The sequence below is a fragment of the Marinobacter alkalisoli genome (assembly GCF_045449855.1).
In the GTDB taxonomy this organism is placed as follows: Bacteria; Pseudomonadota; Gammaproteobacteria; order Pseudomonadales; family Oleiphilaceae; genus Marinobacter.
Genome location: NZ_JBJJLC010000006.1, coordinates 233323 through 259894, shown reverse-complemented (window position 1 = coordinate 259894; position 26572 = coordinate 233323). Strand labels below are relative to the sequence as shown.

The 26572-nt window shown below is 57.0% G+C and carries 30 protein-coding genes and 1 tRNA gene; 24 read left to right on the top strand and 7 right to left on the bottom strand.

Annotated features, from left to right (window positions below):
• Positions 1-9 precede the first annotated feature (9 nt).
• The 7 genes from ACJO5Y_RS04665 (at position 10) to ACJO5Y_RS04635 (ending at position 6276) form a co-directional block, all read left to right on the top strand.
• Positions 10-1275: an NAD(P)/FAD-dependent oxidoreductase gene (locus ACJO5Y_RS04665; protein ID WP_406985262.1), complete on the top strand. Its 1266-nt coding sequence runs from the start codon at positions 10-12 to the stop codon at positions 1273-1275.
• A gap of 2 nt (positions 1276-1277) precedes the next feature.
• Complete coding sequence (locus ACJO5Y_RS04660) at positions 1278-2198, top strand: DUF1365 domain-containing protein (RefSeq protein WP_406985261.1); 921 nt, start codon at positions 1278-1280, stop codon at positions 2196-2198.
• Complete coding sequence (locus ACJO5Y_RS04655) at positions 2186-3457, top strand: class I SAM-dependent methyltransferase (protein ID WP_406985260.1); 1272 nt, start codon at positions 2186-2188, stop codon at positions 3455-3457. Before ACJO5Y_RS04660 ends, ACJO5Y_RS04655 begins: the two co-directional genes overlap by 13 nt.
• Complete coding sequence (locus tag ACJO5Y_RS04650) at positions 3454-3975, top strand: DUF2878 domain-containing protein (protein WP_406985259.1); 522 nt, start codon at positions 3454-3456, stop codon at positions 3973-3975. Before ACJO5Y_RS04655 ends, ACJO5Y_RS04650 begins: the two co-directional genes overlap by 4 nt.
• On the top strand, positions 3972-4715 hold the full coding sequence (locus tag ACJO5Y_RS04645; RefSeq protein ID WP_406985258.1) for a hypothetical protein: 744 nt from the start codon (positions 3972-3974) through the stop codon (positions 4713-4715). Before ACJO5Y_RS04650 ends, ACJO5Y_RS04645 begins: the two co-directional genes overlap by 4 nt.
• A gap of 98 nt (positions 4716-4813) precedes the next feature.
• Complete coding sequence (gene xthA, locus ACJO5Y_RS04640; RefSeq protein WP_406985257.1) at positions 4814-5626, top strand: exodeoxyribonuclease III; 813 nt, start codon at positions 4814-4816, stop codon at positions 5624-5626.
• A 20-nt stretch (positions 5627-5646) separates the two neighbouring features.
• On the top strand, positions 5647-6276 hold the full coding sequence (locus ACJO5Y_RS04635; protein WP_406985256.1) for a TetR/AcrR family transcriptional regulator: 630 nt from the start codon (positions 5647-5649) through the stop codon (positions 6274-6276).
• Positions 6277-6295: 19 nt separating this feature from the next.
• Here ACJO5Y_RS04635 and ACJO5Y_RS04630 read toward each other — a convergent pair whose 3' ends face one another.
• Positions 6296-6718: a phasin family protein gene (locus ACJO5Y_RS04630; RefSeq protein WP_406985255.1), complete on the bottom strand. Its 423-nt coding sequence runs from the start codon at positions 6716-6718 to the stop codon at positions 6296-6298.
• A 373-nt stretch (positions 6719-7091) separates the two neighbouring features.
• Here ACJO5Y_RS04630 and ACJO5Y_RS04625 point away from each other — a divergent pair, with 373 nt between their 5' ends.
• The 7 genes from ACJO5Y_RS04625 (at position 7092) to ACJO5Y_RS04595 (ending at position 12049) form a co-directional block, all read left to right on the top strand.
• On the top strand, positions 7092-7529 hold the full coding sequence (locus ACJO5Y_RS04625; protein ID WP_406985254.1) for a YeeE/YedE family protein: 438 nt from the start codon (positions 7092-7094) through the stop codon (positions 7527-7529).
• Between the two features lie 4 nt (positions 7530-7533).
• Positions 7534-7965 carry a DUF6691 family protein gene (locus ACJO5Y_RS04620; protein WP_406985253.1) on the top strand — a complete coding sequence of 144 codons (432 nt, stop codon included), beginning with the start codon at positions 7534-7536 and terminating at the stop codon, positions 7963-7965.
• 105 nt (positions 7966-8070) lie between these two features.
• Positions 8071-8502: a protein tyrosine phosphatase family protein gene (locus tag ACJO5Y_RS04615; RefSeq protein ID WP_406985252.1), complete on the top strand. Its 432-nt coding sequence runs from the start codon at positions 8071-8073 to the stop codon at positions 8500-8502.
• A gap of 44 nt (positions 8503-8546) precedes the next feature.
• A complete protein-coding gene (gene hemH, locus ACJO5Y_RS04610; protein ID WP_406985251.1) occupies positions 8547-9656 on the top strand; it encodes a ferrochelatase in 1110 nt (369 codons plus the stop codon).
• Between the two features lie 13 nt (positions 9657-9669).
• A complete protein-coding gene (locus ACJO5Y_RS04605) occupies positions 9670-10407 on the top strand; it encodes a 5-oxoprolinase subunit PxpA (protein ID WP_406985250.1) in 738 nt (245 codons plus the stop codon).
• A complete protein-coding gene (gene pxpB / locus ACJO5Y_RS04600; protein ID WP_406985249.1) occupies positions 10404-11099 on the top strand; it encodes a 5-oxoprolinase subunit PxpB in 696 nt (231 codons plus the stop codon). The genes ACJO5Y_RS04605 and pxpB overlap by 4 nt, the downstream gene beginning before the upstream one ends.
• Positions 11096-12049 (top strand): 5-oxoprolinase subunit C family protein, encoded by a 954-nt coding sequence (locus ACJO5Y_RS04595; protein WP_406985248.1) that lies wholly within the window; start codon positions 11096-11098, stop codon positions 12047-12049. Before pxpB ends, ACJO5Y_RS04595 begins: the two co-directional genes overlap by 4 nt.
• A gap of 72 nt (positions 12050-12121) precedes the next feature.
• On the opposite strand, the gene ACJO5Y_RS04590 is transcribed toward ACJO5Y_RS04595, so the two are convergent.
• Positions 12122-12212: transfer RNA gene (locus ACJO5Y_RS04590), tRNA-Ser, on the bottom strand.
• Positions 12213-12423: 211 nt separating this feature from the next.
• Here ACJO5Y_RS04590 and ACJO5Y_RS04585 point away from each other — a divergent pair.
• From ACJO5Y_RS04585 to ACJO5Y_RS04565, 5 genes are all read left to right on the top strand, one after another.
• Positions 12424-13122 (top strand): Bax inhibitor-1/YccA family protein, encoded by a 699-nt coding sequence (locus ACJO5Y_RS04585; RefSeq protein ID WP_406985247.1) that lies wholly within the window; start codon positions 12424-12426, stop codon positions 13120-13122.
• Between the two features lie 102 nt (positions 13123-13224).
• Entirely contained in the window at positions 13225-13638 is a 414-nt protein-coding gene (tusD, locus tag ACJO5Y_RS04580) for a sulfurtransferase complex subunit TusD (RefSeq protein ID WP_406985246.1), read from the top strand.
• Positions 13639-13641: 3 nt separating this feature from the next.
• The gene (locus tag ACJO5Y_RS04575) at positions 13642-13992 is read left to right on the top strand and encodes a DsrE family protein (protein WP_406985245.1); all 351 of its coding nucleotides are present in this window, start codon (positions 13642-13644) and stop codon (positions 13990-13992) included.
• A gap of 29 nt (positions 13993-14021) precedes the next feature.
• On the top strand, positions 14022-14294 hold the full coding sequence (tusB, locus tag ACJO5Y_RS04570; protein ID WP_406985244.1) for a sulfurtransferase complex subunit TusB: 273 nt from the start codon (positions 14022-14024) through the stop codon (positions 14292-14294).
• Positions 14295-14297: 3 nt separating this feature from the next.
• Positions 14298-14615 (top strand): TusE/DsrC/DsvC family sulfur relay protein, encoded by a 318-nt coding sequence (locus ACJO5Y_RS04565; protein WP_406985243.1) that lies wholly within the window; start codon positions 14298-14300, stop codon positions 14613-14615.
• 1 nt (position 14616) lies between these two features.
• Here ACJO5Y_RS04565 and ACJO5Y_RS04560 read toward each other — a convergent pair whose 3' ends face one another.
• The 3 genes from ACJO5Y_RS04560 to nfuA form a co-directional block, all read right to left on the bottom strand.
• Positions 14617-14961, bottom strand: coding sequence for a hypothetical protein (locus ACJO5Y_RS04560; RefSeq protein WP_406985242.1), 345 nt, complete (start codon positions 14959-14961; stop codon positions 14617-14619).
• Positions 14962-14994: 33 nt separating this feature from the next.
• On the bottom strand, positions 14995-16191 hold the full coding sequence (locus ACJO5Y_RS04555) for a DUF445 domain-containing protein (RefSeq protein ID WP_406985241.1): 1197 nt from the start codon (positions 16189-16191) through the stop codon (positions 14995-14997).
• Positions 16192-16426: 235 nt separating this feature from the next.
• Positions 16427-17014, bottom strand: coding sequence for a Fe-S biogenesis protein NfuA (gene nfuA, locus ACJO5Y_RS04550; RefSeq protein ID WP_406985240.1), 588 nt, complete (start codon positions 17012-17014; stop codon positions 16427-16429).
• Positions 17015-17234: 220 nt separating this feature from the next.
• Here nfuA and metH point away from each other — a divergent pair, with 220 nt between their 5' ends.
• The 4 genes from metH (at position 17235) to ACJO5Y_RS04530 (ending at position 23702) form a co-directional block, all read left to right on the top strand.
• Positions 17235-20933: a methionine synthase gene (gene metH / locus ACJO5Y_RS04545; protein WP_406985239.1), complete on the top strand. Its 3699-nt coding sequence runs from the start codon at positions 17235-17237 to the stop codon at positions 20931-20933.
• Positions 20934-20955: 22 nt separating this feature from the next.
• Positions 20956-21195: a DUF2970 domain-containing protein gene (locus ACJO5Y_RS04540; protein WP_406985238.1), complete on the top strand. Its 240-nt coding sequence runs from the start codon at positions 20956-20958 to the stop codon at positions 21193-21195.
• Positions 21196-21550: 355 nt separating this feature from the next.
• Positions 21551-23203, top strand: a complete 1653-nt coding sequence (locus tag ACJO5Y_RS04535) for a nitrite/sulfite reductase (protein ID WP_406985237.1) — start codon at positions 21551-21553, stop codon at positions 23201-23203.
• Positions 23196-23702, top strand: a complete 507-nt coding sequence (locus ACJO5Y_RS04530) for a DUF934 domain-containing protein (protein ID WP_406985236.1) — start codon at positions 23196-23198, stop codon at positions 23700-23702. Before ACJO5Y_RS04535 ends, ACJO5Y_RS04530 begins: the two co-directional genes overlap by 8 nt.
• Before the next feature lie 187 nt (positions 23703-23889).
• Here ACJO5Y_RS04530 and ACJO5Y_RS04525 read toward each other — a convergent pair whose 3' ends face one another.
• Together ACJO5Y_RS04525 and sohB are read right to left on the bottom strand one after the other, a co-directional pair.
• Positions 23890-24888, bottom strand: a complete 999-nt coding sequence (locus ACJO5Y_RS04525) for a YhdH/YhfP family quinone oxidoreductase (RefSeq protein ID WP_406985235.1) — start codon at positions 24886-24888, stop codon at positions 23890-23892.
• 25 nt (positions 24889-24913) lie between these two features.
• Entirely contained in the window at positions 24914-25975 is a 1062-nt protein-coding gene (gene sohB, locus ACJO5Y_RS04520; RefSeq protein ID WP_406985234.1) for a protease SohB, read from the bottom strand.
• A gap of 226 nt (positions 25976-26201) precedes the next feature.
• On the opposite strand from sohB, the gene ACJO5Y_RS04515 reads away from it, so the two are divergent.
• A complete protein-coding gene (locus ACJO5Y_RS04515; protein ID WP_406985233.1) occupies positions 26202-26516 on the top strand; it encodes an SCP2 sterol-binding domain-containing protein in 315 nt (104 codons plus the stop codon).
• The last annotated feature ends 56 nt before the right edge of the window (positions 26517-26572 follow it).

Sequence of the window (26572 nt, the reverse complement as noted above, 5' to 3'; positions counted from 1 at the left end):
AATGATCAGATGAACGAACCACGTCAGCGCATTGCTGTCATTGGCGCCGGAGTTTCCGGTCTCACTGCTGCCTGGCTGCTATCGGAACACCACGATGTTCAGCTCTTCGAGGCCGACGACTACGCCGGTGGTCATACCAACACCGAAAACGTTCAGGCCGGCGGGAAGGAGTGGCCGGTCAACACGGGCTTTATTGTGTTCAATGACTGGACTTACCCCAACTTCATCAGGCTGATGGATCGGTTGGGCGTGGCATCGGAAGTCAGCGACATGAGTTTCAGCGTGGATTGCCACACCAATGGTCTGCAATACAACGGCACCAACCTGAACACCCTGTTTGCCCAACGCAGCAACCTGCTGAATCTGCCATTCCTGAAGATGGTCCGTGAGATTCTCCGCTTCAATCAGGAAACCCGCGCCGATCTGGCTTCAGGCGCCATCAATGATGAAGAAACCCTAGGCGAGTACCTGAACAGGAACCGCTATTCCCGCTATTTCCGCAACTACTACATTGTGCCCATGGGGGCTGCCATCTGGTCTGCACCGGAAATTGTGCTGGAACGGTTCCCGATCCGCTTCTTTCTGCAGTTTTTCAACAATCACGGCATGCTGTCGGTGGATGACCGACCGACGTGGCGGGTTATCTCCGGCGGTTCCGCGCAGTATGTGAACAAAATGATGGACCGGCTCGGGGAACGTACCCACCTGAACAGTCCGGTGACCTCCGTCACGCGGTTGCCGGACAAGGTTCTGCTCACCGCCCGGGATCAGGAACACGAATTCGACCAGGTGATCTTCGCCTGCCACAGCGATCAGGCGCTGGCCATGCTGTCAGACCCGACAGATGCGGAACGCAGTGTCCTGGGAGCGATTGCCTACCAGCGAAATGACGTGGTGCTGCACACTGACCGTTCGGTACTGCCATCAAACCGGCGCGCCTGGGCTGCCTGGAACTATTTTATTCCCACCCACAGCACCGAGCCGGTCTCCGTGACCTACAACATGAACATCCTGCAGAACTTCCACGATGCCCCTGAAACATTCTGCGTCACTCTCAACCGCAGTCAGGACATCGCCAGTGAACGCGTCATCAAACGCTTTGACTACGCCCACCCGGTGTTCACCCTGGAAGCTGTGGCAGCCCAGAGCCGATACAAGGAAATCGGTAACCGGAACCGCAGCCATTTTTGCGGAGCCTACTGGTTCAACGGGTTCCACGAAGACGGTGTACGCAGCGCCCTGCGTGTTACCAGGGCGTTTGGTGTGGAGCTCTAGCCATGGTGATGCAACGGGCTGACAACACCGCCAGCGCACTCGCCAGCCAGTGGCTGGAAGGTAGTATCCGCCACCGTCGCAAAAGCCCGGTTGGCCATGAGTTCAGCTACAACACCGGTATGCTGGCGCTGAACCTCGGTGAATGGAACCGGGTAACCCGCATCAGCCGGCTGTTCTCTCTGGAGCGCTTCAACTGGCTGTCGCTTTACCGCAAGGATTACTTTGCCCCCGATTCGGGAAATCTTCTGGAGGCTGTCCGTCGCCAGGTCCGGCAGGCAACCGGATGGCAGCCAGACGGGGCCGTGGAGCTGATCACCCACCCGCGCTACCTTGGCTATGTGTTCAATCCGGTCAGTTTCTATTTTTGCTATGCCGCTGGCGATCGACCCGAGGCCGGCGCTGTCCCCAGGGTCATTCTCGCCCAGATTACCAATACCCCCTGGCATGAGCGCCATGTCTATTGCCTGGAAACCACCGGTGAAACCAGAACACAGAGCGGATGGCGCTCAGAGCGGTTCGGTTTCAGCAAGCGCTTCCATGTGTCGCCCTTCAATGGCATGGATCAGCATTACCAATGGACGTTCAGTTTCCGCGGACCGGACCTGCGCATTCACATGAACGTGCTTGAGGGCGGGCAAAAGCAGTTTGACGCCACCCTGGTAGTCCAACGCACCCCCCTGACACGTAAACAGTTACACCGAAGCCTGAGGCGGTTTCCGCTGGAAGCCCTGAAGGTCGCAGGCGGCATTTACTGGCATGCGCTGAAACTCAAGCTCAAGGGCGCGCCATTTTACTCCCATCCGGACAAGCTGCGGAATTCCGACCCCGCCTACCGGCTGGGCCACAGCGACACCGGGCTTGATGTGACCGAAACAAACAACACCGAAAAGACAAGTGGAAGGGTCAGCTCATGGAGAACCTGAATACCTCACTGGAAACCGGCGAACGCAATCCCCCTGCGCCGTTGACCAGTCGCGTTGCAAGAAGTCTGGTGTGCCAGCAGCTGGCACAGTTGAAGGAAGGCCTGCTAACGGTTCGCGAATCGGGTTATGACGATCTTGTGTTTGGCGATGGTGACACCGGCCACGCGCCTGCTGAACTAGTCATCCATCATCACAGCACCTGGCGAGACCTGCTTACCGGCGGCAGCGTGGGAGCGGCGGAATCCTGGGTGGCTGGCGACTGGCATTCACCGGACCTGGTCGCCCTGCTGCGGTTCTTTACCCGCAACGTCGACCGGATGAATGCATTCGAGGACCGCTTCAGCTGGATCACCAGGCCGGCGCTGAAGAGCCTGCATTGGCTCAATCGCAATACCAAAGCGGGATCCCGCAAAAATATCAGCGCCCATTACGATCTCGGCAACGATCTGTTTGAGATGTTCCTTGATCCGACCATGATGTACTCCTCCGCCATCTACCCCGACAAAGACAGCACGCTGGACGAGGCCGCCGCTCACAAGCTGGACACCATCTGCCGCAAGCTCGACCTGAAGCCCGGTGACCGGGTCATCGAAATCGGCACCGGCTGGGGTGGATTTGCCATTCACGCTGCCAGGCATTACGGCTGTCACGTTACCACCACAACGATTTCAGAAGAGCAGCTGACACTGGCAAGACAGCGCGTCGCAGAGGCCGCCCTGGAAGACCGCATTACCCTGCTGTTCGACGATTACCGTGATCTGACGGGGCAGTTCGACAAGCTGGTCTCCATCGAGATGATTGAAGCCGTGGGGCCGCAGTTCCTCGACAGCTACCTGAGCCAGATCAGCGCGCTACTCAAACCGGACGGACTGGCGCTGATTCAGGCGATCAACATGCCGGAGCAACGTTATCAGCGCGCATTGCGGAATGTGGACTTTATCCAGCGCTATATCTTCCCGGGGAGTTTCATTCCTTCTTTCGGAGCCATCCTGGAATCTGTCCGTAAGGGCAGCAACCTGGTGCTGACCCACGCTGAGGACATCGGATTCCATTATGCCCGTACGCTCCACGACTGGTGCGAGCGCTTCATGGCCAGCAGCCATCGCCTTGAAACTCACGGGTACGATCAGGCCTTCCGGAGGCTGTGGCAGTTCTATTTTGCCTATTGCGAGGCCGGCTTCAGTGAACGCGCCATCGGTGTCTCCCAGTTGATGCTCGCAAAACCCGGGAACAAGCGGGACAATATCCTGAGCTTATGATTCGCTCCGAAACGTTGCGCAACGTCCTGAACTTTCTGCTTTTTCAGGCCGGCTGGCTGATCTGCGTGCTGTACCCAGGAATGCTTGCCGCCGGTGTCGTGGCAGTGTTCCTGGTGATGCATTTTATTCTGATCAGTCAGCACCGCTGGCTCGAAGCACAATTCATCGGTTTTGGCACGGTGGTGGGCGGCGTTCTGGACGGCATCTGGTTTCAAACCGGAATTCTGGACGATGGCACCGGCGAGGTATTGCTGACACCGATATGGTTGGTGGCGATCTGGGCCATATTTATGACCACACTGTGCCATTCACTGCGATGGGTCGGCCGTAAGCCATGGTTGCCGTGGGTTCTTGCCCCCATGGCCGGGCCGTTTGCCTATTGGTCTGCCAGTCAGCTGGGCGCGGTTGAGCTGCCACTGATGAATCTGTCTTTGCTGGCGCTCGCCCTGGGATGGCTACTGGTGTTCCCGCTGCTGTTGCTGGTTCGCAACGCAGTTTACACGGAGCTTGCGTCATGAACATTCGATCCGCTGTTTCACTCATTACGGCGTCGCTGATGACATGCACGGTGTCCGCCGCCGAGTCAGAGCTCCGTTTCATCGGTAAGGCCAGTGAAGACGGTACCCCGGTTTACGAGGAACGACATCGCGTATCGGGAGAATGCATCGGCGGGCTCTGGCACCCGGATAGACACTCTGTCGACTACCAGCGCCCGGGTGACGGAGATACCTTCGCCACCAAAGAACTTAACTACCAGCATTCTGCCCTGCGACCGGAAATTGAGTTTGAGCAACGGGATTTCGATGAAACCCTCTCCATAAAGCACGTGGATGACGACACCCTCAGGATCCGCTGGCAAAGCCCATCCGGCGAGGTCGAAAACTATGATGTACCCTTCGATGAGACTGTTGTAGTGGATGCCGGCTTCGACAACCTTATCCGTCGCAACTGGAACGCAGTAACCGCGGGACAATCCGTCGACTTCCGGTTCCTGGGCCCGACCCGGGGGGAGCATTACGGCTTCATCATTGAGCCTGCCAGCACGGAAAGGACCGACGTGGCCCACATCGTCCGTATACGGCCCTCCGGCTTTTTTGCCCGTTTTCTGGTGGACCCTGTCATCCTGGGCTACAACGAATCCGGCGTCCTCACCGATTACTTTGGTCTGAGCAATATCCGCAAATCCAGAGAAGAGAACTACACCGTCCACATTCGTTATGAAATCACCCGGCAAGCGAATTGTGAACTGACTCCCTGAATGCGTCCTCTCAGCCAAGGCGGAATCCCTCGCAGGCTGTGATAAACTCCGGCGCTGAGCCCAAGCCAATGAGCCAGCGAATCAGAGAGTAATCACCCATGATCTTCGTTTCCTTCAACGTCAACAGTATCCGTACTCGCCTGCACCAGTTGGCAGAGGTGATCAATACCCTAAATCCGGACGTGATCGGGCTGCAGGAAACCAAAGTGACAGACCAGGATTTTCCTGTCGAAGCGATTCGGGAACTTGGCTACCACGTGTATTTCCATGGCCAGAAAACCCACTACGGCGTCGCCCTGCTATCGCGGCAGGAGCCTGACAAGGTGATCAAAGGTTACCCATGGGATGGCGAAGACGCCCAGCGCCGCCTGATTACCGGGCAATTCTCAACCCACGGCGAGAAAATCACCGTGATTAACGGCTATTTCCCACAAGGCGAAAGCCGGGATCATCCGGTCAAGTTCCCCGCCAAGGAGAAATTCTACAGCGATCTCATGCGCTATCTGGATGACCTGAAAGCGGAAGGCGGCCATGTGGTGCTCATGGGAGATATGAACATTTCACCGACTGACAGGGACATCGGCATTGGTGCGGATAACGCCAAGCGCTGGCTGCGCACGGGCAAGTGTTCGTTCCTCCCGGAGGAGCGCGAATGGCTTGGTCAGGTCGAGAGCCGCGGCTACACCGATGTTTTTCGGCACCTCCACCCTGAAGAAGCCGATACCTTCAGCTGGTTTGACTACCGCAGTAAAGGGTTTGAGCGCGAACCCAAGCGGGGCCTGCGTATCGACCTGATCATGGCCAGCGACAGCCTTCTGCCATTGGCCAGGGAAGCCGGTGTATCCTACGATATCCGTGGCATGGAGCGGCCGTCGGACCACTGCCCGATCTGGGCCCGCTTCGACCTTTAATTCCTGAACCAGGCCGCGACATGAAAAAAATCAAAACCCGCGACCGTATACTCGATGCCAGCCTGATGCTGTTCAATGGCGTTGGTGAGCCCAACGTCACGACCCTGCTGATCTCCGACGAGCTGGAGATCAGCCCCGGCAACCTGTACTACCATTTCAAGAGTAAGGGCGACATCGTCGAGGAATTGTTTGATCGCTATGAAGACGAGATGGTGGACCTGCTGTCCGTACCGGAGGACGTGGAAATCAGCCTCGACCAGCAGAGCTTCTTTCTCCACCTGCTGTTCGAAACCGTGGCGCGGTACCGTTTTCTCTACCAGGATCTGGTGAATGTCCTGTCCCGGCACGACCAACTGCAAAACCGCTTCAAGCGAATCCTGAAGAAGAAAACAGCAGCGTTTACCACGATATGCAGCAGTCTCCAGAGTCAGGGCATGATGGACATCACCGACAGCCAACGTTCATCCCTGTGTGAACAATTGACGCTAACGGCCTGTTATTGGAGCAGTTACGATAGCCTGTCCCACCTGGATAATCGGGACGCAGTTGACCCGGGCCGGGGAGTCTATCAGATGATGCAGCTGTTGCTGCCCTATCTTGGCCCTGACGAGCAAGAACAGGTCTGTCTGATGAGCCAGGACTACCTGTAGCCTGGCTGCCCTGATCCGGTCACTCCTCCTCTGAGTGATCTTCGATCTCACCCCGTAACCGACTCAATTCGGATTCCAGCGCTTCAATGCGCCGCTCCATTGCCTCGATTTCTTCGCGGCGATGAATCCCCAATCGGCGCAGCGCCCCGGATACCCGCTGGTCAAACATATGCTCAAGCCTGTCCCAGGTGCCGGTGGCACGTTCACGGACATCGCCAACACGATACTCGACGGTCTTGATCTGTTTTTCAACGACGCCGCGGGTCTTGTTCTCCAGTTGCTCGCCTTCGTGCACCAGCCTCTCAAAGAACCGGCCGGCATCCTCTTCGGCCTTGGTATAGGCCCCCAGGCCAGCCAGCCAGATCTGGCGCGCGGAATCCTTTATCTTGCCCGCCAGTTGCGGATCATCCTGAGCTTTGTTTTCGTTTTCATCATCAGACATGTGACAACCTCGGGGCTTGGAACTGCATTATGGCTCTATTGTATTACAGGCAAGGGGGAATTTCAGTGGATAGTGCGCCCCTGTGACCCGCACAATGACAGGCGGCAGTATAAGCACTCAATCAATATGAAAAAATGTTTTCAAACTATTGGCACTGTAGCTTGAAGTGTACAAATTATGGTCAATACTTCCCTATACCGGTGTCCCTGCTGACGCCGGTTTGTCTGGAAGTCTTTCATGGATACTACTCGCACGCCTCTGCCCGGCCATCAGCGCCGGGCTTTTTTGCATCCCTCCAGGCATATTCCTATTACACCTATGCATATTCCATTTATTATCAGGGCCTGCACAAGGTAATCACAAGGAGGCCTTTATGATCGACGTTGCGTGGAACAGCTTCACCCCCTGGTCCGCCCTGGCCGGCGGCATCTTAATTGGCCTGGCAGCCGCCAGCTTTATTCTCCTGAATGGCCGCATTGCTGGCATCAGCGGAATTCTCGGCGGTTTGCTCACTCCCCGCAGCAGCGATATTGGTTGGCGCGTCGCTTTTATTGCCGGCCTGGTTATCGCTCCAATCATCTGGATCGTGGCGGGAGATCTTCCGGAGATCCGGATAGAGGCAGGCTATCCAATGATCATCTTTGCCGGACTGCTAGTGGGAATTGGCACCCGCTTCGGCTCCGGATGTACCAGCGGCCATGGGGTTTGCGGCATCTCACGCCTGTCACCGCGCTCGCTGGTCGCCACCGTGTGCTTCATGGCCACCGGCTTCGTGACCGTTTATCTGGTTCGACATGTATTCGGAGGATAATCCAATGAAATACTCATTATCGGCTTTTGGTGCAGGACTGGTCTTCGGTATTGGACTGCTCATCTCAGGCATGGCGAACCCTGAAAAGGTGCTGGGCTTTCTGGATCTGGCCGGTGCCTGGGATCCTTCGCTGGCCTTTGTCATGGGCGGCGCCATCATTGTCGGGGTATTCGCCTTTACGGTTGCCCGTAAACGTACCCTGAGCTTTCTGGGGGCTGAGATGAAACTCCCCGCCAACAAGCAGATTGACCGCCGCCTGATGGTCGGCAGCCTGATGTTCGGGGCTGGCTGGGGGCTTGCGGGGTTTTGTCCGGGACCGGGCCTGGTGGCGCTGGGGGCTGGCGAAGCCAAAGCCAAAGCTGCAATCTTTGTGGCGGCAATGATTGCCGGTATGGCAATCTTCGAATTGATCGAGCGTAGCCGGCGCAGCGCCTGACAGAGAATATCCGGTAAAATAATGTCATGCCGCTCTGAAAGATCCTTTGTGCTATGTCATCATTGCGGTATTTCTTCCATTCATACCCAAAGGCCTGCTTGCATTATGGACCTGAGAAAGATTGATGATCAGATAACCGTGGCTCCCCAGATCACCGTGGACGACGTGGCGGAGATTGCCAGGCAGGGGTTCAAAACCCTTGTTGCCAACCGTCCGGACCAGGAAGAGCCGGGCCAGCCGGCGATGGCGGAACTTGAAGCAGCAGCCCGCGAACACGGCCTTGAATGGGTCTATATGCCGGTGGAATCCGGCAATATCACCGATCGGGATGTGGACCAGTTTGCCCCGATGATCCAGCAGGCTGACAAACCCGTACTGGCCTTCTGCCGATCAGGAACCCGTTGCACCGTGCTTTGGGCCCTGAGCTCTGCCCGCGACACCTCCGCCGAGGAAATTTTCACCAAGGCTTACAGCGCTGGCTATGACATTCGCGGCCTGGCCCCCAGGCTCGCACAACAAGCCGCCAAAAAGGGTTAAACCGGAAGAGCCATTCCCCACTATCGTCAGCCAGGACATTCCAGATGCAGTACAAAGGAACAGAGAACTTCAACCACAGACACCCCGGGAAGCTTGGCGTATTGGTCACCAATCTCGGTACGCCGGACGCCCCAACCCCTTCCGCTCTCCGGCGCTATCTCAGTGAGTTCCTGTCCGATCCACGCGTGGTGGAACTGCCCAGGCCGCTTTGGTGGCTGATCCTGCATGGAATCATCCTGAGAATACGGCCGCAAAAGTCAGCTAAGGCCTACGCCAGCATATGGCGACCAGAGGGTTCGCCACTACTGACACACACCGCCAATCAGGCGGAGGGTATTCGCAAGACGTTGGAAAAGAAATACGGCAACCAGGTCGTGGTCGGGTTCGCCATGCGCTATGGGAATCCGTCAATTGCCACGGTGCTGGATGAAATGCAGAACCAGGGGGTGCGCAAGCTGATGGTACTACCGCTCTACCCGCAATACTCGGCTTCAACCTCCGCCTCAACATTTGATGCTATTGCGAAGGACTTTACCCGCCGCCGCTGGTTGCCGGATTTCCGCTTCGTATCCCACTATCCGGATTATCCGCCCTACATCGAAGCCATGGCGGCCCACATCCGCGCCTTTTGGGAACAGCACGGGCGGAATGACAAGCTGATTCTTTCCTATCACGGCATTCCCCTGAAGTACCTGAAGAAAGGCGACCCCTATCATTGTGAGTGCCACAAGACGTCCAGGTTGCTCGCCGAATGCCTCGGCATCGGGCCGGACGAGTATCAGACCACCTTCCAGTCCCGTTTCGGGAAGGAGGAATGGCTGAAGCCGTACACCGACGAAACCCTGAAGGCCCTGCCCGCCAAGGGCGTCCGCTCGATTGACGTGTTCTGCCCGGGCTTCTCCTCGGATTGCCTTGAGACCATTGAGGAAATCAACGAAGAGAACCGGGAATACTTTATGGAATCCGGCGGCGAGGGCTTCAGCTACATTCCGGCTATGAACGCAACGCCCGGGCATATTGATGCCCTGGTCCAATTGATTGAAGATAACCTTCAGGGCTGGTCACTTCCGGATAACAGCCCGGAAACGCTCCAGCAGCGCGACGCCCGGGCGCAGCAGCAACAAGACATGGTGTACCCGGGCAGGACTTCCTGAAGGCGCAACAACGATGAAACTGAACTGCGATCTTGGTGAAAGTTACGGCGCATGGACCATGGGTCAGGATGATCAGGTCATGCCCCTGATCGACATGGCAAACGTCGCCTGCGGCTTCCATGCCGGCGACCCCATGGTCATTCGCCGTACCATTGCCCTGGCCGCCCGACACGGCGTTCAGATCGGCGCCCATCCTTCCTATCACGACCTTGTTGGCTTTGGCCGGCGATCCATCGCTCATTCCACAGAGGAAATCCAGGCGTTGATGCTGTATCAGCTTGGCGCCCTGGAGGGCCTGTGCCGTGCTGAGGGGCTGACCCTCAGCTACGTGAAGCCCCATGGCGCACTGAACAATGACATGATGAAGGACGCCACCCTTCTGCAGGCGGTCATGGAGGCCGTCCGAACCTTCCGTGATGACCTGCCCCTGATGATACCGGTCACGATCCATTATCGCCGGCACCAACAGCTGGCCGGACAGGTCGGCGTACCGCTCCTGAAGGAAGCCTTTGCCGACCGCGCCTACGATGACGAGGGGCAACTGGTGTCCAGAAAACAGCAAGGCGCGGTACACCATGAACCCCAGCGCATCATCGACCAGGCCGTTTCGTTCGCCACCAAGGGCGGAATTAACAGCGTCAATGGCCAATGGCTGGAACTGCCGGCGGACAGCCTTTGCGTCCATGGCGATAACGACAGCGCTTTGGCCGCTGTGCGCGGCATACGAGACGCCCTGCATTCAGCGCAATGAAGATCTCCGCAATCTCCGAAGACAGCGTGCTCATTACCCTGGCGGATGCCATCGATGAGACCCTGCCGCGCCGCATTGCCCGGCTGTGCGAGTTTATCGAGGCGGATGACAGCAGCGACTGGCTGGTAGATCTCGTACCCTCCTACACCACCCTGCTGGTGATCTACGACCCGGCTCGGATTGATTTCCGCCGCGTCATGGCACACTTGAGAAGATCCCTGCAGATGGATGAAAAAACCGCTCCGGATAACCTGTCCGGGAGTCAGTCCGGTCAGACCACCCGTGAAATTCCGGTGTACTACAGCCCGGAAAGCGGCCCGGATCTGGAATGGATTGCCCGGGAAAACAATCTCAGCGTTGAAGACGTTATTGATTACCACACCGACGCCACCTACACCGTGTACGCCATGGGGTTTGCCCCGGGTTTCGCGTTTATGGGTCAGGTCGACCCGGCCATAGCTACGCCCCGAAAAGACACTCCCCGTTCCCATGTGCCTGCAGGCTCTGTGGGTATCGCCAACCGGCAAACTGCGGTGTATCCAAAGGCCTCTCCGGGAGGTTGGCAACTGATCGGTAAAAGCCCCGTCAAACTGTTCGACCCCACCAACCTGTCCCTGCTGAACGTCGGTGACCTGGTTCGTTTTCGCGCCATTACCCGGCAACAATTCATCGATCTGGGCGGTGAGCTATGACAGGGCTTCGGGTGATCCATGCCGGCGCGCGTGCAACCGTGCAGGACAGCGGCCGGCGGGGGTATCGCAAACACGGTCTGTCAGCTGGCGGCGCTCTGGACATTCATAGCTACCACTGGGCCAACAAGCTGCTGGACAACCCGACCAACTGCGCCTGCGTGGAAATCCTGTTGGGAGGTTTTGAAGCCGAGGCGCAGACCGACATGGTCATCGCCGTGGCGGGTGCCGCAACCAGCATCCGTATTAACGACGCTCCACGAGATGGCTGGCAGAGCATTCAGCTTCGCAAAGGCGACGTGATCGCCATCGCCCCCACCCGCACCGGGAGAGTCACCTACCTCGCAACCCCTGGTGGCTTTGATACCGCTACCTGGTTTGGTTCGCGTTCAGTCGTTGTGAGGGAGCAGATTGAAGGGATCGAACCAATAGGGCCCGGTGACCTCCTCGCACCGACAAAGAGCAATGCCGGATTCATCCCTCGCCGGGTTCCGGGGCGATTCCAGGGCAACTATTCAGAGCGGCTGACCCTGAGACTGATTCCATCCGCCCAGTATTCTCTGTTTCGCCGGGATGACCTGCTGAGACTGACAACCAGCATTTATCGTGTGGGTAACCAGTCGGACCGGATGGGGTACCGGCTTGAAGGCCCAGCGCTCGAACAGGTGCCGCCAGGCATTATTTCAGAAGGTATCCCAACGGGGTCGGTCCAGATCCCTGGCGATGGCAAGCCCATCGTGTTGCTGAATGACTGCCAGACCATTGGCGGGTACCCGAAACCCGGTACGCTTGGTGCACTGGACGCGGGACGGCTGGCCCAGAGACTGCCGGGGCAGGAACTGGAATTCTGTTTTGCTGAGGTGGCCGATATTCAGAACGAACGGGTCGTATTCCACCGTTTCTTCAGCAAAAGCCGTTGGCACGAGGATGGGATGGACCTGAGCTGGAGGTAAGGCAAGCGTCGTGATCAGAAAGCTTTTGAGAAGATGCAGGATCGGGGGAATAATCAGGAAGTCAGGAAAAAATGGCGGTGGGCCAGGGATTCGAACCCCGGGAAGGCTACTAACCTTCGGCGGTTTTCAAGACCGCTGCATTCAGCCACTCTGCCAGCCCACCGTTTTTTCCATCGCCGTCATTGCGACAGCGGTGAGCATGATACCGGAATTGCCTGCCCTGTCAACGCCCTGCATAAAGCTGACCGAAATTTTCAACATTAACTGCATTTAATGGAATCTGATGCGTGCTTTTCTGTCGTAAATGATTGAAAGTTGTGGTTGTGACATTATAGTGGTGTCAGTGACCAGACGTTTTACCAACGGAGATGACAATGGAAGACAGACGATTCGGCGTTCGCAATAATCAGGGAGCCTACTCCGCTCCCCAGACAGAGCGCGCGACCACTGGCATCAGCGCAGATGCCATGAAGGTGTTGCGCAACACCTATATGCTGCTGGGTATGACCCTGGCGTTCTCGGCCCTGACTGCCTTCCTGAACATGAACGGCACTCACCCGGGATTCCTGATCACGATTGTGGGCTACATCGGCCTGCTGTTCGCGACCTATAAACTGAAGAACAGCCCCTGGGGCATCCTCACGACTTTCGCACTGACCGGTTTCATGGGTTATACCCTGGGCCCGATCATCGGTGCACTCGTGGCTGGGGGCGCCTCTCAGATCGTCGCACAGGCACTCACACTGACCGCTGTGGCGTTTGTCGGGCTGTCCGCAACCGCGCTTATCACCAAGAAAGACTTCAGCTTCCTGTCCAGCTTCCTGACCGCTGGTGCATTTGTGCTGATCGGCGCGATGCTGCTGGCTTTCTTCATGCAAAGCTCCGTGCTTCACCTGGCGGTATCCGCAGGCTTCACGATCTTCGCCTCGATCATGATCCTGTTCGAGACCTCCCGGATCATCAAGGGCGGCGAGCGTAACTACGTGATCGCAACGGTGGGGCTGTACGTGGCTATCTACAACCTCTTCGTCAGCCTGCTGCACCTGCTGATGGCATTCAGCGGCGACGACTGATCAATGACGGAACATTGATCCGGCCTGAAAGCCCCGGCATTTGCCGGGGCTTTTGCTTTCGGTACACTTACCCCCTGACCTCATCGGAATTAACCGTTACAGATGCCTGCTGACAAACATACGTTCACGCTGGTCATTACCGGCGCTCCCTACGCCTCACAGGCGCCTGAAACCGCCCTTGGGTTCGCCCGTGCCGCCGTCAGGGCCGGACACGGCATTGATCGTGTCTTCCTCTATGGTGACGGGGTCCATCTGGCCTCTTCGCTGGCATCCCCTCCCTCGGACGAAACCAACTGGACCCGCGCCTGGAGTGAATTCCTGGCTGAGCATGGCGTTCCCGGTATCGCCTGCATTGCCTCGGCGCTGCGGCGGGGGCTGGTTGATGAAGCGGAACAGCGGCGCTACCAACTGCCAGCCAACAACCTTGCGGCGCCTTTTGAAGTTGCAGGGCTGGGGGAATGGGTGGAGAGCACGGTTCAATCTTCGCGCGTTATCTATTTCCACGGTGGAGCCTGAAGCATGCACACGCTGATTGTGATAGATCAGCCTCCCTACGGCAGCTGGGGAGGACGGGAGAGCCTGGACATGGCCTTTTCACTGGCGGCTTTTGATCAACCCGTGTCCCTGCTGTTTATCGATTCAGGCGTGCTCTGGCTGAAGCAGAGCCAGAACCCCCAGGGTATCCATCAGAAGTCGGTGGAACGGAACCTGGCTGCGGCCGGTATTTTCGGGGTAGAGGCCATATTGGCGGACAAAGCGGCCTGCCAGCGATTTGGCCTCAGCGATGCCACCCTGATCGATGGCGTCAACCTGATTGAGAATACATCCGAAACGCTGGAACAGTACCAACACGTTGTGTTTTCAGGTTGAAACACCAACGCCCAGGAGACAGAACCGTTATGCACACACTTCATATCGTCAGCAAGCCCCCCGGACACACACGGTTTCGTGAGTGCCTGGGAATGATGGGCGCTCAGGACGCAATCCTGCTGACCGGCAATGCCGTCACTGCCCTGGCCGACTCAACCGTCACCCTGCCGGATACGGTGTATGCGTTGCGGGAGGATCTGCGCGCCAGAGCGATTGAATCCGCACAGGATAGTTCAGGACATATCACCTTCGATGATATGGTCTCCCTCACCATTCAGGCACAACGGGTTATCAGCTGGTAAATCATGGCAACGGTCATTCGCAATAACGAGGGTTTTCTGGAGGACGCATCCGCCTGGACCGAAGAGGTGGCCCGGGAGATTGCGTCGGAAGACGCGATGAATCTTTCAGAAAATCACTGGGAGATCATCATGTTCCTGAGGGATTTTTACAAAGAACATGAAATGTCACCTCCCTCGAATCGACTGTTCGTCAAGGCGGTGAAGGAAGCATTGGGTGAGGAAAAGGGAAACAGTATCTATCTGATGCAACTGTTCCCGGGCACGCCGGCCAAGACAGCCTGCCGCATCGCGGGGCTGCCCAGACCAACCAACTGCCTGTAGGTTATTCCCGCGGGCCCAGGCCATTTTCGCGGGATTGACGCTCAAGATCCGCCGCACTCCCCAGGAAGCTGCTCAATCCGTTCTCGAACAGCCCGGATCCGAACTTGAGAAACTGGCGGGTGGATTCCTTGACCGTGCTCTCAGGCAGTTCCCGTATCGTTTCCGCCACGCCTGCTTTCACGCCTCGCGTGACACTGGGCTCTATCTCTTTCGACGCTTCGATAAGCTCTTGCACCTTGCGGTCCAGATACGGGCGCACAACCCTGAACCAGAAGCCGGCTAGCACGCCCAGCACAACCAGGGCGGTGACGATAACCTGGGTCAGTAACATTAATCCGAATTCCATGCGTGACTCTCCTTGGAATAGGTGTTCAAAAATCTACAACAGATGGTTGAGGGCAATAAACTGGAGTATGCCCGCCACGGCGCCGAACAACCCGCCAACCACCATCAGTTGAATCTCTTCCTCCCGGAAGGCCGGGCGAAGGATGTCCTGAAATTCCGATGGCCTCAGTGATTTCATCTGACCAGCAAGTACATCCGCAACGACCGGCGCCCGTTCACGATTGAAAGCAGGGTCACCGAACACATCCCGGGTCGCGAGTACGGCCTTCTGGTTCATGGCTTTCTTCAGCTCAGTGTAGCCGGTCATACCAACGGCGACCTGAGCGGTGAGCTTCATCAATACGGAATTGTCCAATAATGGGCGAAGGTGTTTCTGGATAATCGCCCGCGTACGGTCGCCGTGATTGCCATTGATCATCGCGTCTGCGACTTTCTCGACAGTAATCAGCTCTTCCGCCACCAGACGGGCCCACACATCGCTGATTTCAGGCTGCCGGCGCAGGAACAGACCCTGGACCTTCCAGAACAGGATGCGCCTGGGCTTCAGGGGACTGAAGATCAGGTTGATCGCCAGCCAGTTGGTCAGAAAACCAACGGCAAACCCGCCCAACGGCAACAGCCAGGGTTCCGGATACCTCGCCCACAATGGGGCGAGAATCGCGCCCAGCAAGCCGCCGATGATCGCCCCGCGATTGATAACGGAACGCAGCTCGACCGAACCGGCCTGCTGGAAAATACGGTTCATCAGATCCGGGTGGTGTTCCAGCTCACGGCTTAGGAGGGCCTTGAGGTCCACCAGATCGTTGAGGTCATCCCCGAAATCCTCGACCAGGGATTCGATTCGCGAGGGCAACTGCTCCCTCGCCCACTCGTAAATGCGGTTGCGCAGAAACAACGGCAGGTTGTCCCACAATACCGGCTGGATTTCATACATCACTTCATCAATGTATTCATCCAGTCGCGGATTCACCTGGGCAACCACTTGCTCGACGATTCGATGGGGTTCCAGCTTACGGTAGACCGCGTTGAGGTCCCCGAACTGTTGCAGGGTACGATCAATACAAATGTGCGCCATCTTCTCCGCTTTGCGCGGGATAACGCCCTGCCAGCCGATCACACCGATGCCGATAAACCGCACCGGATAGAAGGACATCTGAATAGCCAGCCAGTTGGTAAACCAACCAACAACAGCCGCCATGAGTGGCACAGAAAGAAGTGCAACGTCGAACAAATCTAACCCCGGTTATAAAAGTGTCGCAGACCCTTTGTGCCCGCGATTGCGCCCTTATTTATCAGACAGGCATGTTACCCGCCCATGGTTTTTGATTGTGTGACAGATGATGAAGTAATTGAAATGCAACGGCATTGGCCGTGTAGCCAAACAAGCGAGGGTAATGCGGCAGCAGTGAAGGGATTCGCCCGGCCCCGGAATCAATTGTCCGGAACCCGGCGATTCAGCACGGGGATTACTGGTAGTAAGCGTTCTCGGTAACGGTATGGTCCGTCACGTCACGGACAGCGGTAATCTCGGGGACACGCTCTTTCAGAGTGGTTTCAACGCCCTGCTTCAGGGTCAGGCTCACCGCGCTGCAGCCCTGGCAACCGCCACCGAAGCGCAGCACCGCAATAGATTCGTCGACAATTTCCACCAGCGACACATCGCCACCGTGGGAGGCCAGATTGGGATTAATCTCGGACGCCAGTACGTAGTTCACGCGGTCCGGCAGCGGCGCATCGTCGTCAACGTTCGGAACCTTGGCGTTGGGCGCCTTGATGGTAAGCTGGCCGCCCATCTGGTCCTTGGAATAGTCTACGTACGCCTCTTCGAGGAAGGGTATGGAGTTATGGTCCAGAAACAGGGTGAACTTGCCCAGATCCACTTGCTCGTCGGTTGGAACAACCTCGTTGGGCGGGCAGTAGGCCAGACAGGTCTCGGCATTCTTGGTGCCGGGCTGGGTCACGAAGATTCGTACGCCCATGCCTTCCACGTCCTGCTTTTCGATAAGTTGTGCCAGGTAATCCCGTGCGGGATCAGTCACAGTAACCAATGCCATGTTTTCAACCCGTTTGAAAGTTTCACTTCATTTTAAGGGAGTTCGCCTGAACATGAAAGACCAAGTAAAATAGTCGGGCATTACGATGATGATGAATTTCCCCTATTGACGCCGATAGTTGACTATTGTCATCGGTACCGGGACGGAATCCTGCAATTTTGCTATGATCCCGCGCCGTTCAGTTAAATACGACGTTAAACACGACTTCCGGAAGTACGCTATGACCGATCGCACCACTCGCCTGGAACAGCTCCACAAGGCCCTGCAGGAACGCATTGTTGTCCTTGATGGCGGCATGGGCACCATGATCCAGAACCTCAAGCTGGACGAGGAAGCGTTTCGAGGTGATCGTTTTGCGGATTACGACCGGGAAGTTCAGGGCAACAATGACCTGTTGAACCTGACCCAGCCTGCCCTACTCCGCAATATCCATGCGGATTACCTGGACGCCGGCGCGGATATCATTGAGACCAATACCTTCAACTCAACCCAGTTGTCCCAGGCGGATTACGGGCTGGAATCCATTGCCAAAGAGCTGAACGTTGCCGCTGCCAGGCTGGCGCGGGAGATCGCGGACGACTTTACGGCGAGGAACCCGGAGAAGCCGCGGTTTGTAGCCGGTGCCGTGGGCCCCACCTCGCGCACGGCCTCCATCTCCCCGGATGTGAACAACCCCGGCTATCGTAATGTCGATTTCCAGACCCTGGTGGACAACTATTACGAAGCGGTGGAAGGCCTGGTCGAGGGTGGCTCCGACCTGATCCTGATCGAGACCATTTTCGATACTCTGAACGCCAAGGCGGCCATTTACGCCACCCAGCAGTATTTTGAAGACAGCGGCATTACCCTGCCGATCATGATTTCCGGCACCATTACCGATGCCTCCGGCCGCACGCTGTCCGGCCAGACCACCGAAGCCTTCTGGAACTCGGTGGCGCACGCCAAGCCCATTTCCGTGGGTCTGAACTGCGCCCTCGGGGCCGACGCGTTGCGCCCATACGTGGAAGAGCTGTCCACCAAGGCAGAAACCTACGTCAGTGCGCATCCGAACGCGGGCCTGCCCAATGAATTTGGCGAATACGACCAGACGCCGGAAGAAATGGCGGAGATCATCGAAGGCTTCGCCCGGGATGGTTTCCTCAATATTATCGGCGGTTGCTGCGGTTCACGCCCTGACCATATCGAAGCCATTGCCACTGCGGTTGCCAAGTATCCACCCCGCCAGATTCCTGACCGCCCCAAGGCCCTGCGCCTATCCGGCCTGGAGCCATTCACCGGTGACAAGAACACCCTGTTCATCAACGTGGGTGAGCGCACCAACGTCACCGGCTCCAAGCGCTTCCTGCGCCTGATCAAGGAAGAGCAGTACGAGGAAGCGTTGAGCGTTGCCCGTGACCAGGTGGAAAACGGCGCCCAGATCATCGATATCAACATGGACGAAGGCATGCTGGACTCGAAGGAGGTCATGGTGACCTTCCTGAAGCTGGTCGCCTCCGAACCGGATATCTCCCGTGTTCCTCTTATGATCGACTCGTCCAAGTGGGATGTGATCGAGGCGGGCCTGCGCTGCATCCAGGGCAAGGCCGTGGTCAACTCCATCAGCCTCAAGGAAGGCGAAGAGGAATTCATCAAGCGTGCCCGTGATTGCATGCGCTATGGTGCGGCCGTGGTGGTCATGGCCTTTGACGAACAGGGCCAGGCAGATACCTACGAGCGCAAGACCGAAATCTGCAAGCGCTCCTACGATGTGTTGACCGGAATCGGATTCAACCCGGGCGACATCATTTTCGATCCCAACATCTTTGCCATTGCGACCGGCATTGAAGAGCACAACAACTACGCCGTCGACTTTATCAACGCCACCCGCTGGATTCGGGAAAACCTGCCCCATGCCAGCATTTCAGGCGGCGTCAGCAACGTGTCCTTCTCGTTCCGCGGCAACGACGTGGTCCGTGAGGCGATCCACTCCGTGTTCTTGTACCACGCCATCAAGGCCGGCATGAACATGGGGATCGTGAATCCGGGCCAGTTGGTGATCTACGATGAGATCGATCCGGAGCTCAAGGAACTGGTGGAAGACGTTGTGCTCAACCGCAGGGACGACGGCACCGACCGCCTTCTGGAAATTGCCGAACGCTATAAAGGTAAAGGCGGCAAGACCCAGGAAGAGGATCTGGCCTGGCGTGAATGGCCAGTGCAGAAGCGTCTCGAACACGCACTGGTCAAGGGTATTACCAGCTACATCATTGAGGACACCGAGGACTGCCGCCTTGAGGCCGAACATCCCATTGAGGTGATCGAAGGTCCATTGATGGATGGCATGAACGTGGTCGGCGACCTGTTCGGTGATGGCAAGATGTTCCTGCCCCAGGTGGTCAAGAGCGCCCGAGTGATGAAACAGGCCGTTGCTCACCTGATTCCGTTTATCGAGGCGGAGAAGAGCGAAGGCCAGAAGGCAAAGGGCAAGATCCTGATGGCCACCGTCAAGGGCGACGTCCACGATATCGGCAAGAACATCGTAGGTGTGGTACTCCAGTGCAACAACTACGAAGTGATCGACATGGGCGTCATGGTGCCCTGCGACAAGATCCTGGAGACGGCGAAGAAGGAAAACGTCGACATTATCGGTCTCAGCGGCCTGATCACCCCGTCCCTGGACGAAATGGTACACGTTGCCCGGGAAATGCAGCGCCTGGATTTCCACCTTCCGCTGATGATCGGCGGCGCAACCACGTCCAAGGCCCACACGGCCGTCAAGATCGAGCCCCAGTACAAGAACGACATTGCACTTTATGTTTCTGACGCGTCTCGCTGCGTGAACGTTGCCTCGCAATTGCTGAGCAACACGGCCAAACCCGCCATGGTCGAGGCGGCCCGTACCGAGTACGACGAGATTCGCGAACGCCGCAAGAATCGTGGCGATCGCACCAAACTGGTGTCATTGAAAGAAGCCCGTGACCGCGCGCCGGACATCGATTTCGACGGCTATCAGCCCCCGAAACCTGCCTTTACCGGCATTCGTGTCTTTGAGGACTATGACCTCAACGAACTGGTGGATTACATCGACTGGACGCCGTTCTTCATCTCCTGGGACATGTCTGGCAAATACCCGGCCATTTTCGATGACCCCAAGCGTGGCGAAGCGGCCCGCACGCTCTTTGACGACGCGCAGAAAATCCTGCGCCAGATGATCGATGAAAAGCGGGTGTCGGCGCGGGGCGTGATCGGTTTCTGGCCGGCCAACCGCAGGGGCGATGACATTGTCGTTTACAAGGACGACGCCAGAACCGAGGAACTGACTACCCTGCACCACTTGCGCCAGCAGGATGATAAAGCCCCGGGCAAGCCAATGATGACGCTGTCGGACTTTGTCGCACCGGAGCAATCCGGCACCGCCGATTACGTGGGCGGCTTTGCTGTGACCACGGGAGTTGGCGCGGAAGAACTGTCCGTGGAATACAAAGACCGTAACGACGACTACAACGCCATTATGGTAAAGGCCCTGGCCGACCGGTTGGCCGAAGCCTTCGCTGAGCGGATGCACGAACGGGTGCGACAGGAATTCTGGGGCTACGCCACGGATGAAAAGCTGGCCAATGAAGATCTTATCCGTGAACGCTATCGCGGTATTCGTCCGGCACCCGGGTACCCGGCCTGCCCCGACCATACCGAGAAGGCTGAGCTGTTCAGCCTGCTGGATGCGACCGGGCAAACCGGCATTGAGTTGACCGAGCACTTTGCCATGTATCCGACCGCTGCGGTATCCGGCTGGTACTTTGCCCACCCCGAGTCCAAGTATTTTGCGGTCGGCAAGATTGGCGCGGATCAGGTCGAGGACTATGCTGAGCGCAAGGGTATTTCAAAGGCGGAAGCTGAACGCTGGTTGGCGCCCAGCCTGGCTTATGACCCGGCTGAATAATTCACTGAAACGGGGCAATCCGATGGCAAGTGAAGGTAAAGAGGATAACGGGGAGCAACAATCCAGACCCAGAAATCCGGGGGTGCTGAAAATAATGCAAAGCATCATTGCCGGCGCCTTTGGTGTCCAGTCGGACAAACGCCGGCAGGAGGATTTTTCCAGCCACAGCCCGCTTCCCTATATCATTGCGGGCCTGCTGTTCACCATTGGTTTTGTCGTGACCCTGGTGATTGTCGTCAAACTGGTACTGTCCGGACAGTAGACTACTGTCCGCTTACCCAGACCACGGCAAATGCCACAACCAGCATGATCAGCAACACGGCTGCCACGGCATCAACACTGCTGTCAGAATGTGCGTTTTTCTTCATTCCGGATTCCTCCTGGTACTGTTTTTGTTATCTGGATCTGGCACACGGGATTGAGCCCCGCCAGAACACTCGCCCTATAAAGTTAAGCACTGAATGGCCATCCGTCCAGTGTTTTTCCCAATTCATTATCACCTAAATCGATAAACATATTTGGAAATAATCATTTTAAGAATATATACACGGTGATATTCTGCCCTCCTGAAAAGGCCATAGAGCCTGATTCCACGCGTTTTTGCAGGACGTTTTACTATGTACGTATACGATGAACACGATCGGCAAATAGCTGCCGAGCGGGTTGCCCAATTCCGTGACCAGACCGAGCGGGCTCTTGCCGGCGAACTGAGCGAGGACGAATTCCTCCCGCTTCGACTCCAGAACGGTCTTTACGTTCAGCGTCTTGCGCCCATGCTGCGGATCTGTGTCCCGTACGGCATGCTCCACTCCGGCCAGCTACGCCGCCTGGCACGAATCACCCGTGATTATGACAAGGGCTACGCCCACTTCACTACCCGTCAGAACGTTCAGCTGAACTGGCCGGCACTGGAAGATGTGCCCGACATTCTGGCGGAACTGGCGGAAGTGGAAATGCACGCCAACCAGACCAGCGGTAACTGCATCCGTAACACGACCACGGATCAGTTCTCCGGCGTCCAGGTGGATGAAGTGGCCGACCCAAGACCCTACTGCGAAATCATTCGCCAGTGGTCCACTTTCCATCCGGAATTTGCGTTCCTGCCCCGCAAGTTCAAGGTGGCGGTGAATGCCTCCGAGAAAACCGACCGGGCGGCCATCCAGGTTCACGACATCGGCCTGCAGATGGTGCGCAACGATCAGGGCGAGCTTGGTTTCCGCGTTCACGTTGGCGGCGGCCTGGGCCGTACGCCAATGGTGGGTCCGGTGATTCGCGAGTTCCTGCCGGAGCTGGATCTGTTGACCTATCTTGAAGCCGTACTGCGGGTATACAACCGTTACGGTCGCCGGGACAACAAGTTCAAGGCGAGAATCAAGATTCTGGTGAAGGCGCTGACGCCGGAAGGCTTTGCCGAGAAAGTAGAGGCTGAGTGGGCCCATATCAAGGACTCCCCCACCCGCCTGACCCGCGAAGCCATTGAGCGCATTCAGGGCTACTTCACCGAGCCGGACTATGATGCTCTGGAAAACGCTTCCGAACAGCTGGCCAGCCAGCGATTCGAGAACCGGCGGTTCGACCAGTGGCTGAGCCACAACGTCGACAGTCACAAGAAGCCCGGCTATGCGATCGTCACCCTGACCATGAAGAAGACCGGCACTCCGCCCGGCGATGTGTCCGATACACAGCTGGAACAGATTGCCGAGCTGGCAGACCAATACAGCTTTGGCGAAGTTCGCGTCACTCACCAGCAAAATGTCGTGCTGGCTGACGTTCGCCAGGACCAGCTGTTTGAGCTTTGGCAAGACATCGAACCCATGGGCTTCGCAACCGCCAACCTCAACACACTGACCGACGTTATCTGCTGCCCGGGTGGCGACTACTGCGCCCTGGCCAACGCCAAGTCGATTCCGGTTGCCGAGTCTATCCAGCGTCGCTTTGACGACATGGATTTCCTCTACGACCTGGGTGAGATTGATCTGAACATCTCCGGATGCATGAACGCCTGTGGCCACCACCATGTGGGCAATATTGGCGTTCTGGGCGTCGACAAGAAAGGCGAGGAGTTCTATCAGGTAAGTCTGGGCGGTTCCTCTCATCACGATGCGACCATCGGCAAGATTCTTGGGCCGTCGTTTGCCCAGGAGGACATGCCGGAAGTGATCGCCAAGATTATTGATGTGTACGTCAACAACCGGAAGGAGGAAGAGCCTTTCCTGGAGACTTACCGTCGGATTGGAATTGAGCCATTCAAGGAGCGGGTTTATGCCTGAAGTTATCACTAAAGTCGGGGCCATCAAGCAGGATTCCTGGGTTGTTGTTCCCCGCCCGGCGGACGGCGACTCCCTGGATATTCCCGAAGGTCAGCCGGCGCTGATTCCTGTGGATCTCTGGCTGGCTGGCAAGGAGCATTTTGAGGGGCGCGATGATATTGGCGTCTGGTTCGACAGTCACGATGAGCCGGAGTTGCTTGAGGGTCAGGTCAATGAGCTGAAGCTGATTGCCGTGAACTTTCCCAAGTTTGCCGATGGCCGGGGTTACAGCATTGCGCGTCTGTTGCGGGAGCGTTTTGGCTACCAGTATGAGCTGCGGGCAATCGGGGATGTTCTGCTGGATCAGTTGCAGTTCATGAAGCGTTGCGGGTTTGATAGTTATGCTTTGCGGGAAGATAAGGATGCTTCCAAGGCTGCCCGTGCTCTGAACTTTTTCAGTCAGGGGTATCAGGCTGCTACAGATACTGACGTGCCGCTGTTTAGGCGCCGAGCTTCCTAATCCCTGACTACTAATTACTCCCCAAACGAACAAAGGGGGAATGGGTAACCAAAACACGCCTCGAGACGTCCATGTGCGGCTTGGGCTCCGCCATCCATGGCTCCGCACAGTTTTGGTTACCCATTCCCCCTTTGTTCTGGCTGACTATTCAGACAGCCGTCCCTTCTAAAGAAAAGAATCGACTCTCTTAAAGAGAGTGATCTAGCACGATCTTTCCTGACGACTCCCCTTTCAGAAACGCTTTCAACGCGCCATCCAGCCCACCTCGCCCAATGTCCCGGGCGGAGGCTTCGGTTTTCGGGCATGCCCACTCGCCAGCGAACTTTTTCCATACAGCGGTTTTGTCCGCCAGCGGAATTTCTACCGAGTCCACGCCGAGCAGGTTTACACCCCGCAGGATGAACGGCAGAACCGTGGTTTCCAGTTGTGGGCCGGCGACGAGGCCGCAGCAGGATACGGAGCCGCCTGGCTGGATCTGTTTCAGGAGCTCTGCCAGGGGCTGTCCGCCGACGGTGTCTACGGCGTTGGCGAATGCGGGCTTGAGCATGGGCTTTTTCTCGGCGGCCAGGGCGTCACGGCCGACGACTTCGGAGGCTCCCAGGGCTTTCAGTTCGTCGGCGTGGTCTTGTTTGCCGCTGATGGCGATCACTTCGAAACCAAGTGTTGATAACAGCTCTACCGCGACGCTACCGACAGCGCCGCTGGCGCCGGAGACGGCGACTTTGCCCTGCTCCGGGGCTGCGCCCATTTTTAGCAGTTTCTGGACGCATAGCCCGGCGGTCAGGCCGGCGGTGCCGTAGATCATGGCTGTACGGTTTTCCCAGCCGTCGGGCATGGTAACGCACCAGGAGGCCGGCACGCGGATGTATTCGCCAAAGCCGCCATCGGTGTTCATGCCCAGGTCGTAGCCGGTCACTATGACCTTGCTGCCAACCGCCGGCTCCCCAGTGGCTGATTCAATGACTTCACCGGCGGCGTCAATGCCAGGGGTATGGGGAAAGTTGCGGGTGACGCCTTTGTTTCCGGAAGCTGACAGGGCGTCCTTGTAGTTCAGGGACGAGTGACTGACCCTGATCAGCACCTCATTCGCCGGCAGGTCGCTGGTCGACAGGGTCTGTTCACTGCCAACGTATTCTCCGTCCCGCTCCTGTACGCGCCAGGCTTTGAATTCGGTCGTTGTTGTCATACTGGTCCCCGTTTGTCTGTATCAGCTACTGGATTTTCTGGTTACGAAACGCGCTCAGCACTTTCCATACGGTGTGCTCGAGGGCTGCGCTGGTCGCCAGGCCAAGCTTTTCCGGCAAGGTCCGTTTGCGCTGGTAGCTCACTGAGATTACGTCTGCACTTTCGCAGGCCTCAATGAGATATTCGTCGGAGGTTTTGATTTCGTCGATCAGGTTCACGTCCAGCGCCCGGCGGCCAAACCAGATATCACCGTTGGCGACCGCCGAGATGTCGAGCTCCGGGCGGCGCTCGCTGACGTATTCCTTGAAAAGCACATGGGTATCTTCGAGATCTTCCAGGAATTTCTGCCGGCCTTTTTCGGTGTTTTCACCAAACACCGTCAATGTACGCTTATGTTCGCCGGCGGTCAGGACTTCGAAATCCACGTTGTTCTCTTTGAGGAGGCGGTGGAAGTTCGGCAGTTGGGCGACAACACCGATGGAGCCGAGCACTGCGAAGGGGGATGCCACGATGCGGTCCGCTACACAGGCCATCATATAACCGCCGCTGGCAGCCACTTTGTCGACGCAGGCGGTCAAGTGCAGGCCCTTGCTGCGGATACGGTCCAGCTGCGCGGCCGCCAGCCCGTAGGAGTGCACCAGGCCACCGCCACTTTCCAGCCGGATAACCACTTCGTCCGTAGCCGGATTCGCCACACTGAGTACCGCGGTAATCGCCTTGCGCAGAGGGTCGGTGTCGCTGGCTTTGATGTCGCCGTCGAAATCCAGGACAAACACTCGCTTCTTGTCTTCAGCCTGACCTTCCCCGGCTTTCAGTTTTTCCTTTTCTGCCTTGGCCCGGGCTTTCTCTTCTTTCTTGTGTTTCTTGGACCAGGCCTTGCGTTCGTGAGCGGAGAGCAAACGGGCGTGCAGGGACTCTCGCAGCTTTCGATATTTTTCATTGAGCTTGCGAACCCTCAGTTCGCCGTCACCGTCGTCACCTTTATCCTTCTGGGCTGCTGACATGACCACCGAGATAACCACGACCAGGGCAACGACGATTGTCGCGGCCTTGGCGATAAACAAACCGAACTCTGTCAGAAATTCCAAAGTGCTTCTCCAGCCAGATTTTAAAGCGGTGATTGTAACTTACAGGTGTCTTTGTGGTAAGCCGCTCGAAAATTTAAAACAAGCGTTCGATCGAGCTTGACACTGCTATGTTGGCACCATAAAGTCGAATGGCTGCGTCGGCTAACCCTGGCCTTCCGGAACAGGCTCACCGCCAGGGACGTCAAGCCGTCGCCAAGCCAAGACAATCATCAATAAGGGTAAAATAATGTCTGTAGCTCAGGTATTTGACAAACTCGAACAGAATTTCAACGCAGACGCAGCCGAAGGCCTGGATCTGGTATTCCAGTTCGATATCGAAGACGACAAGACCTACCACCTGGTCATCAAGGATGGCACCTGCAAACTCCACGAAGGTGCACACGACGATCCTTCCGTAACCCTGATCATGAACTCTGAAACCCTGCAGGGCATCGTGTCAGGCGAAACTGACGGTATGCAGGCATTCATGGCTGGCCAACTCCGCGCCGAAGGCGACATGATGCTGGCTACCAAGCTGGGCGAGCTGTTCAAGATGGGCTAAGCAGTCCCGGACAGACAGACCTGAAAAAACCCTGCCTTACTCAGCAGGGTTTTTTT

What these genes read in the sequence shown, in the direction of transcription:
- ACJO5Y_RS04665 (WP_406985262.1), top strand. Translation starts at nt 10, where the DNA reads ATGAACGAACCACGTCAGCGCATTGCTGTCATTGGCGCCGGAGTTTCC.
- ACJO5Y_RS04660 (WP_406985261.1), top strand. Translation starts at nt 1,278, where the DNA reads ATGGTGATGCAACGGGCTGACAACACCGCCAGCGCACTCGCCAGCCAG.
- ACJO5Y_RS04655 (WP_406985260.1), top strand. Translation starts at nt 2,186, where the DNA reads ATGGAGAACCTGAATACCTCACTGGAAACCGGCGAACGCAATCCCCCT.
- ACJO5Y_RS04650 (WP_406985259.1), top strand. Translation starts at nt 3,454, where the DNA reads ATGATTCGCTCCGAAACGTTGCGCAACGTCCTGAACTTTCTGCTTTTT.
- ACJO5Y_RS04645 (WP_406985258.1), top strand. Translation starts at nt 3,972, where the DNA reads ATGAACATTCGATCCGCTGTTTCACTCATTACGGCGTCGCTGATGACA.
- xthA (WP_406985257.1), top strand. Translation starts at nt 4,814, where the DNA reads ATGATCTTCGTTTCCTTCAACGTCAACAGTATCCGTACTCGCCTGCAC.
- ACJO5Y_RS04635 (WP_406985256.1), top strand. Translation starts at nt 5,647, where the DNA reads ATGAAAAAAATCAAAACCCGCGACCGTATACTCGATGCCAGCCTGATG.
- ACJO5Y_RS04630 (WP_406985255.1), bottom strand. Translation starts at nt 6,718, where the DNA reads ATGTCTGATGATGAAAACGAAAACAAAGCTCAGGATGATCCGCAACTG.
- ACJO5Y_RS04625 (WP_406985254.1), top strand. Translation starts at nt 7,092, where the DNA reads ATGATCGACGTTGCGTGGAACAGCTTCACCCCCTGGTCCGCCCTGGCC.
- ACJO5Y_RS04620 (WP_406985253.1), top strand. Translation starts at nt 7,534, where the DNA reads ATGAAATACTCATTATCGGCTTTTGGTGCAGGACTGGTCTTCGGTATT.
- ACJO5Y_RS04615 (WP_406985252.1), top strand. Translation starts at nt 8,071, where the DNA reads ATGGACCTGAGAAAGATTGATGATCAGATAACCGTGGCTCCCCAGATC.
- hemH (WP_406985251.1), top strand. Translation starts at nt 8,547, where the DNA reads ATGCAGTACAAAGGAACAGAGAACTTCAACCACAGACACCCCGGGAAG.
- ACJO5Y_RS04605 (WP_406985250.1), top strand. Translation starts at nt 9,670, where the DNA reads ATGAAACTGAACTGCGATCTTGGTGAAAGTTACGGCGCATGGACCATG.
- pxpB (WP_406985249.1), top strand. Translation starts at nt 10,404, where the DNA reads ATGAAGATCTCCGCAATCTCCGAAGACAGCGTGCTCATTACCCTGGCG.
- ACJO5Y_RS04595 (WP_406985248.1), top strand. Translation starts at nt 11,096, where the DNA reads ATGACAGGGCTTCGGGTGATCCATGCCGGCGCGCGTGCAACCGTGCAG.
- ACJO5Y_RS04585 (WP_406985247.1), top strand. Translation starts at nt 12,424, where the DNA reads ATGGAAGACAGACGATTCGGCGTTCGCAATAATCAGGGAGCCTACTCC.
- tusD (WP_406985246.1), top strand. Translation starts at nt 13,225, where the DNA reads ATGCCTGCTGACAAACATACGTTCACGCTGGTCATTACCGGCGCTCCC.
- ACJO5Y_RS04575 (WP_406985245.1), top strand. Translation starts at nt 13,642, where the DNA reads ATGCACACGCTGATTGTGATAGATCAGCCTCCCTACGGCAGCTGGGGA.
- tusB (WP_406985244.1), top strand. Translation starts at nt 14,022, where the DNA reads ATGCACACACTTCATATCGTCAGCAAGCCCCCCGGACACACACGGTTT.
- ACJO5Y_RS04565 (WP_406985243.1), top strand. Translation starts at nt 14,298, where the DNA reads ATGGCAACGGTCATTCGCAATAACGAGGGTTTTCTGGAGGACGCATCC.
- ACJO5Y_RS04560 (WP_406985242.1), bottom strand. Translation starts at nt 14,961, where the DNA reads ATGGAATTCGGATTAATGTTACTGACCCAGGTTATCGTCACCGCCCTG.
- nfuA (WP_406985240.1), bottom strand. Translation starts at nt 17,014, where the DNA reads ATGGCATTGGTTACTGTGACTGATCCCGCACGGGATTACCTGGCACAA.
- metH (WP_406985239.1), top strand. Translation starts at nt 17,235, where the DNA reads ATGACCGATCGCACCACTCGCCTGGAACAGCTCCACAAGGCCCTGCAG.
- ACJO5Y_RS04540 (WP_406985238.1), top strand. Translation starts at nt 20,956, where the DNA reads ATGGCAAGTGAAGGTAAAGAGGATAACGGGGAGCAACAATCCAGACCC.
- ACJO5Y_RS04535 (WP_406985237.1), top strand. Translation starts at nt 21,551, where the DNA reads ATGTACGTATACGATGAACACGATCGGCAAATAGCTGCCGAGCGGGTT.
- ACJO5Y_RS04530 (WP_406985236.1), top strand. Translation starts at nt 23,196, where the DNA reads ATGCCTGAAGTTATCACTAAAGTCGGGGCCATCAAGCAGGATTCCTGG.
- ACJO5Y_RS04525 (WP_406985235.1), bottom strand. Translation starts at nt 24,888, where the DNA reads ATGACAACAACGACCGAATTCAAAGCCTGGCGCGTACAGGAGCGGGAC.
- ACJO5Y_RS04515 (WP_406985233.1), top strand. Translation starts at nt 26,202, where the DNA reads ATGTCTGTAGCTCAGGTATTTGACAAACTCGAACAGAATTTCAACGCA.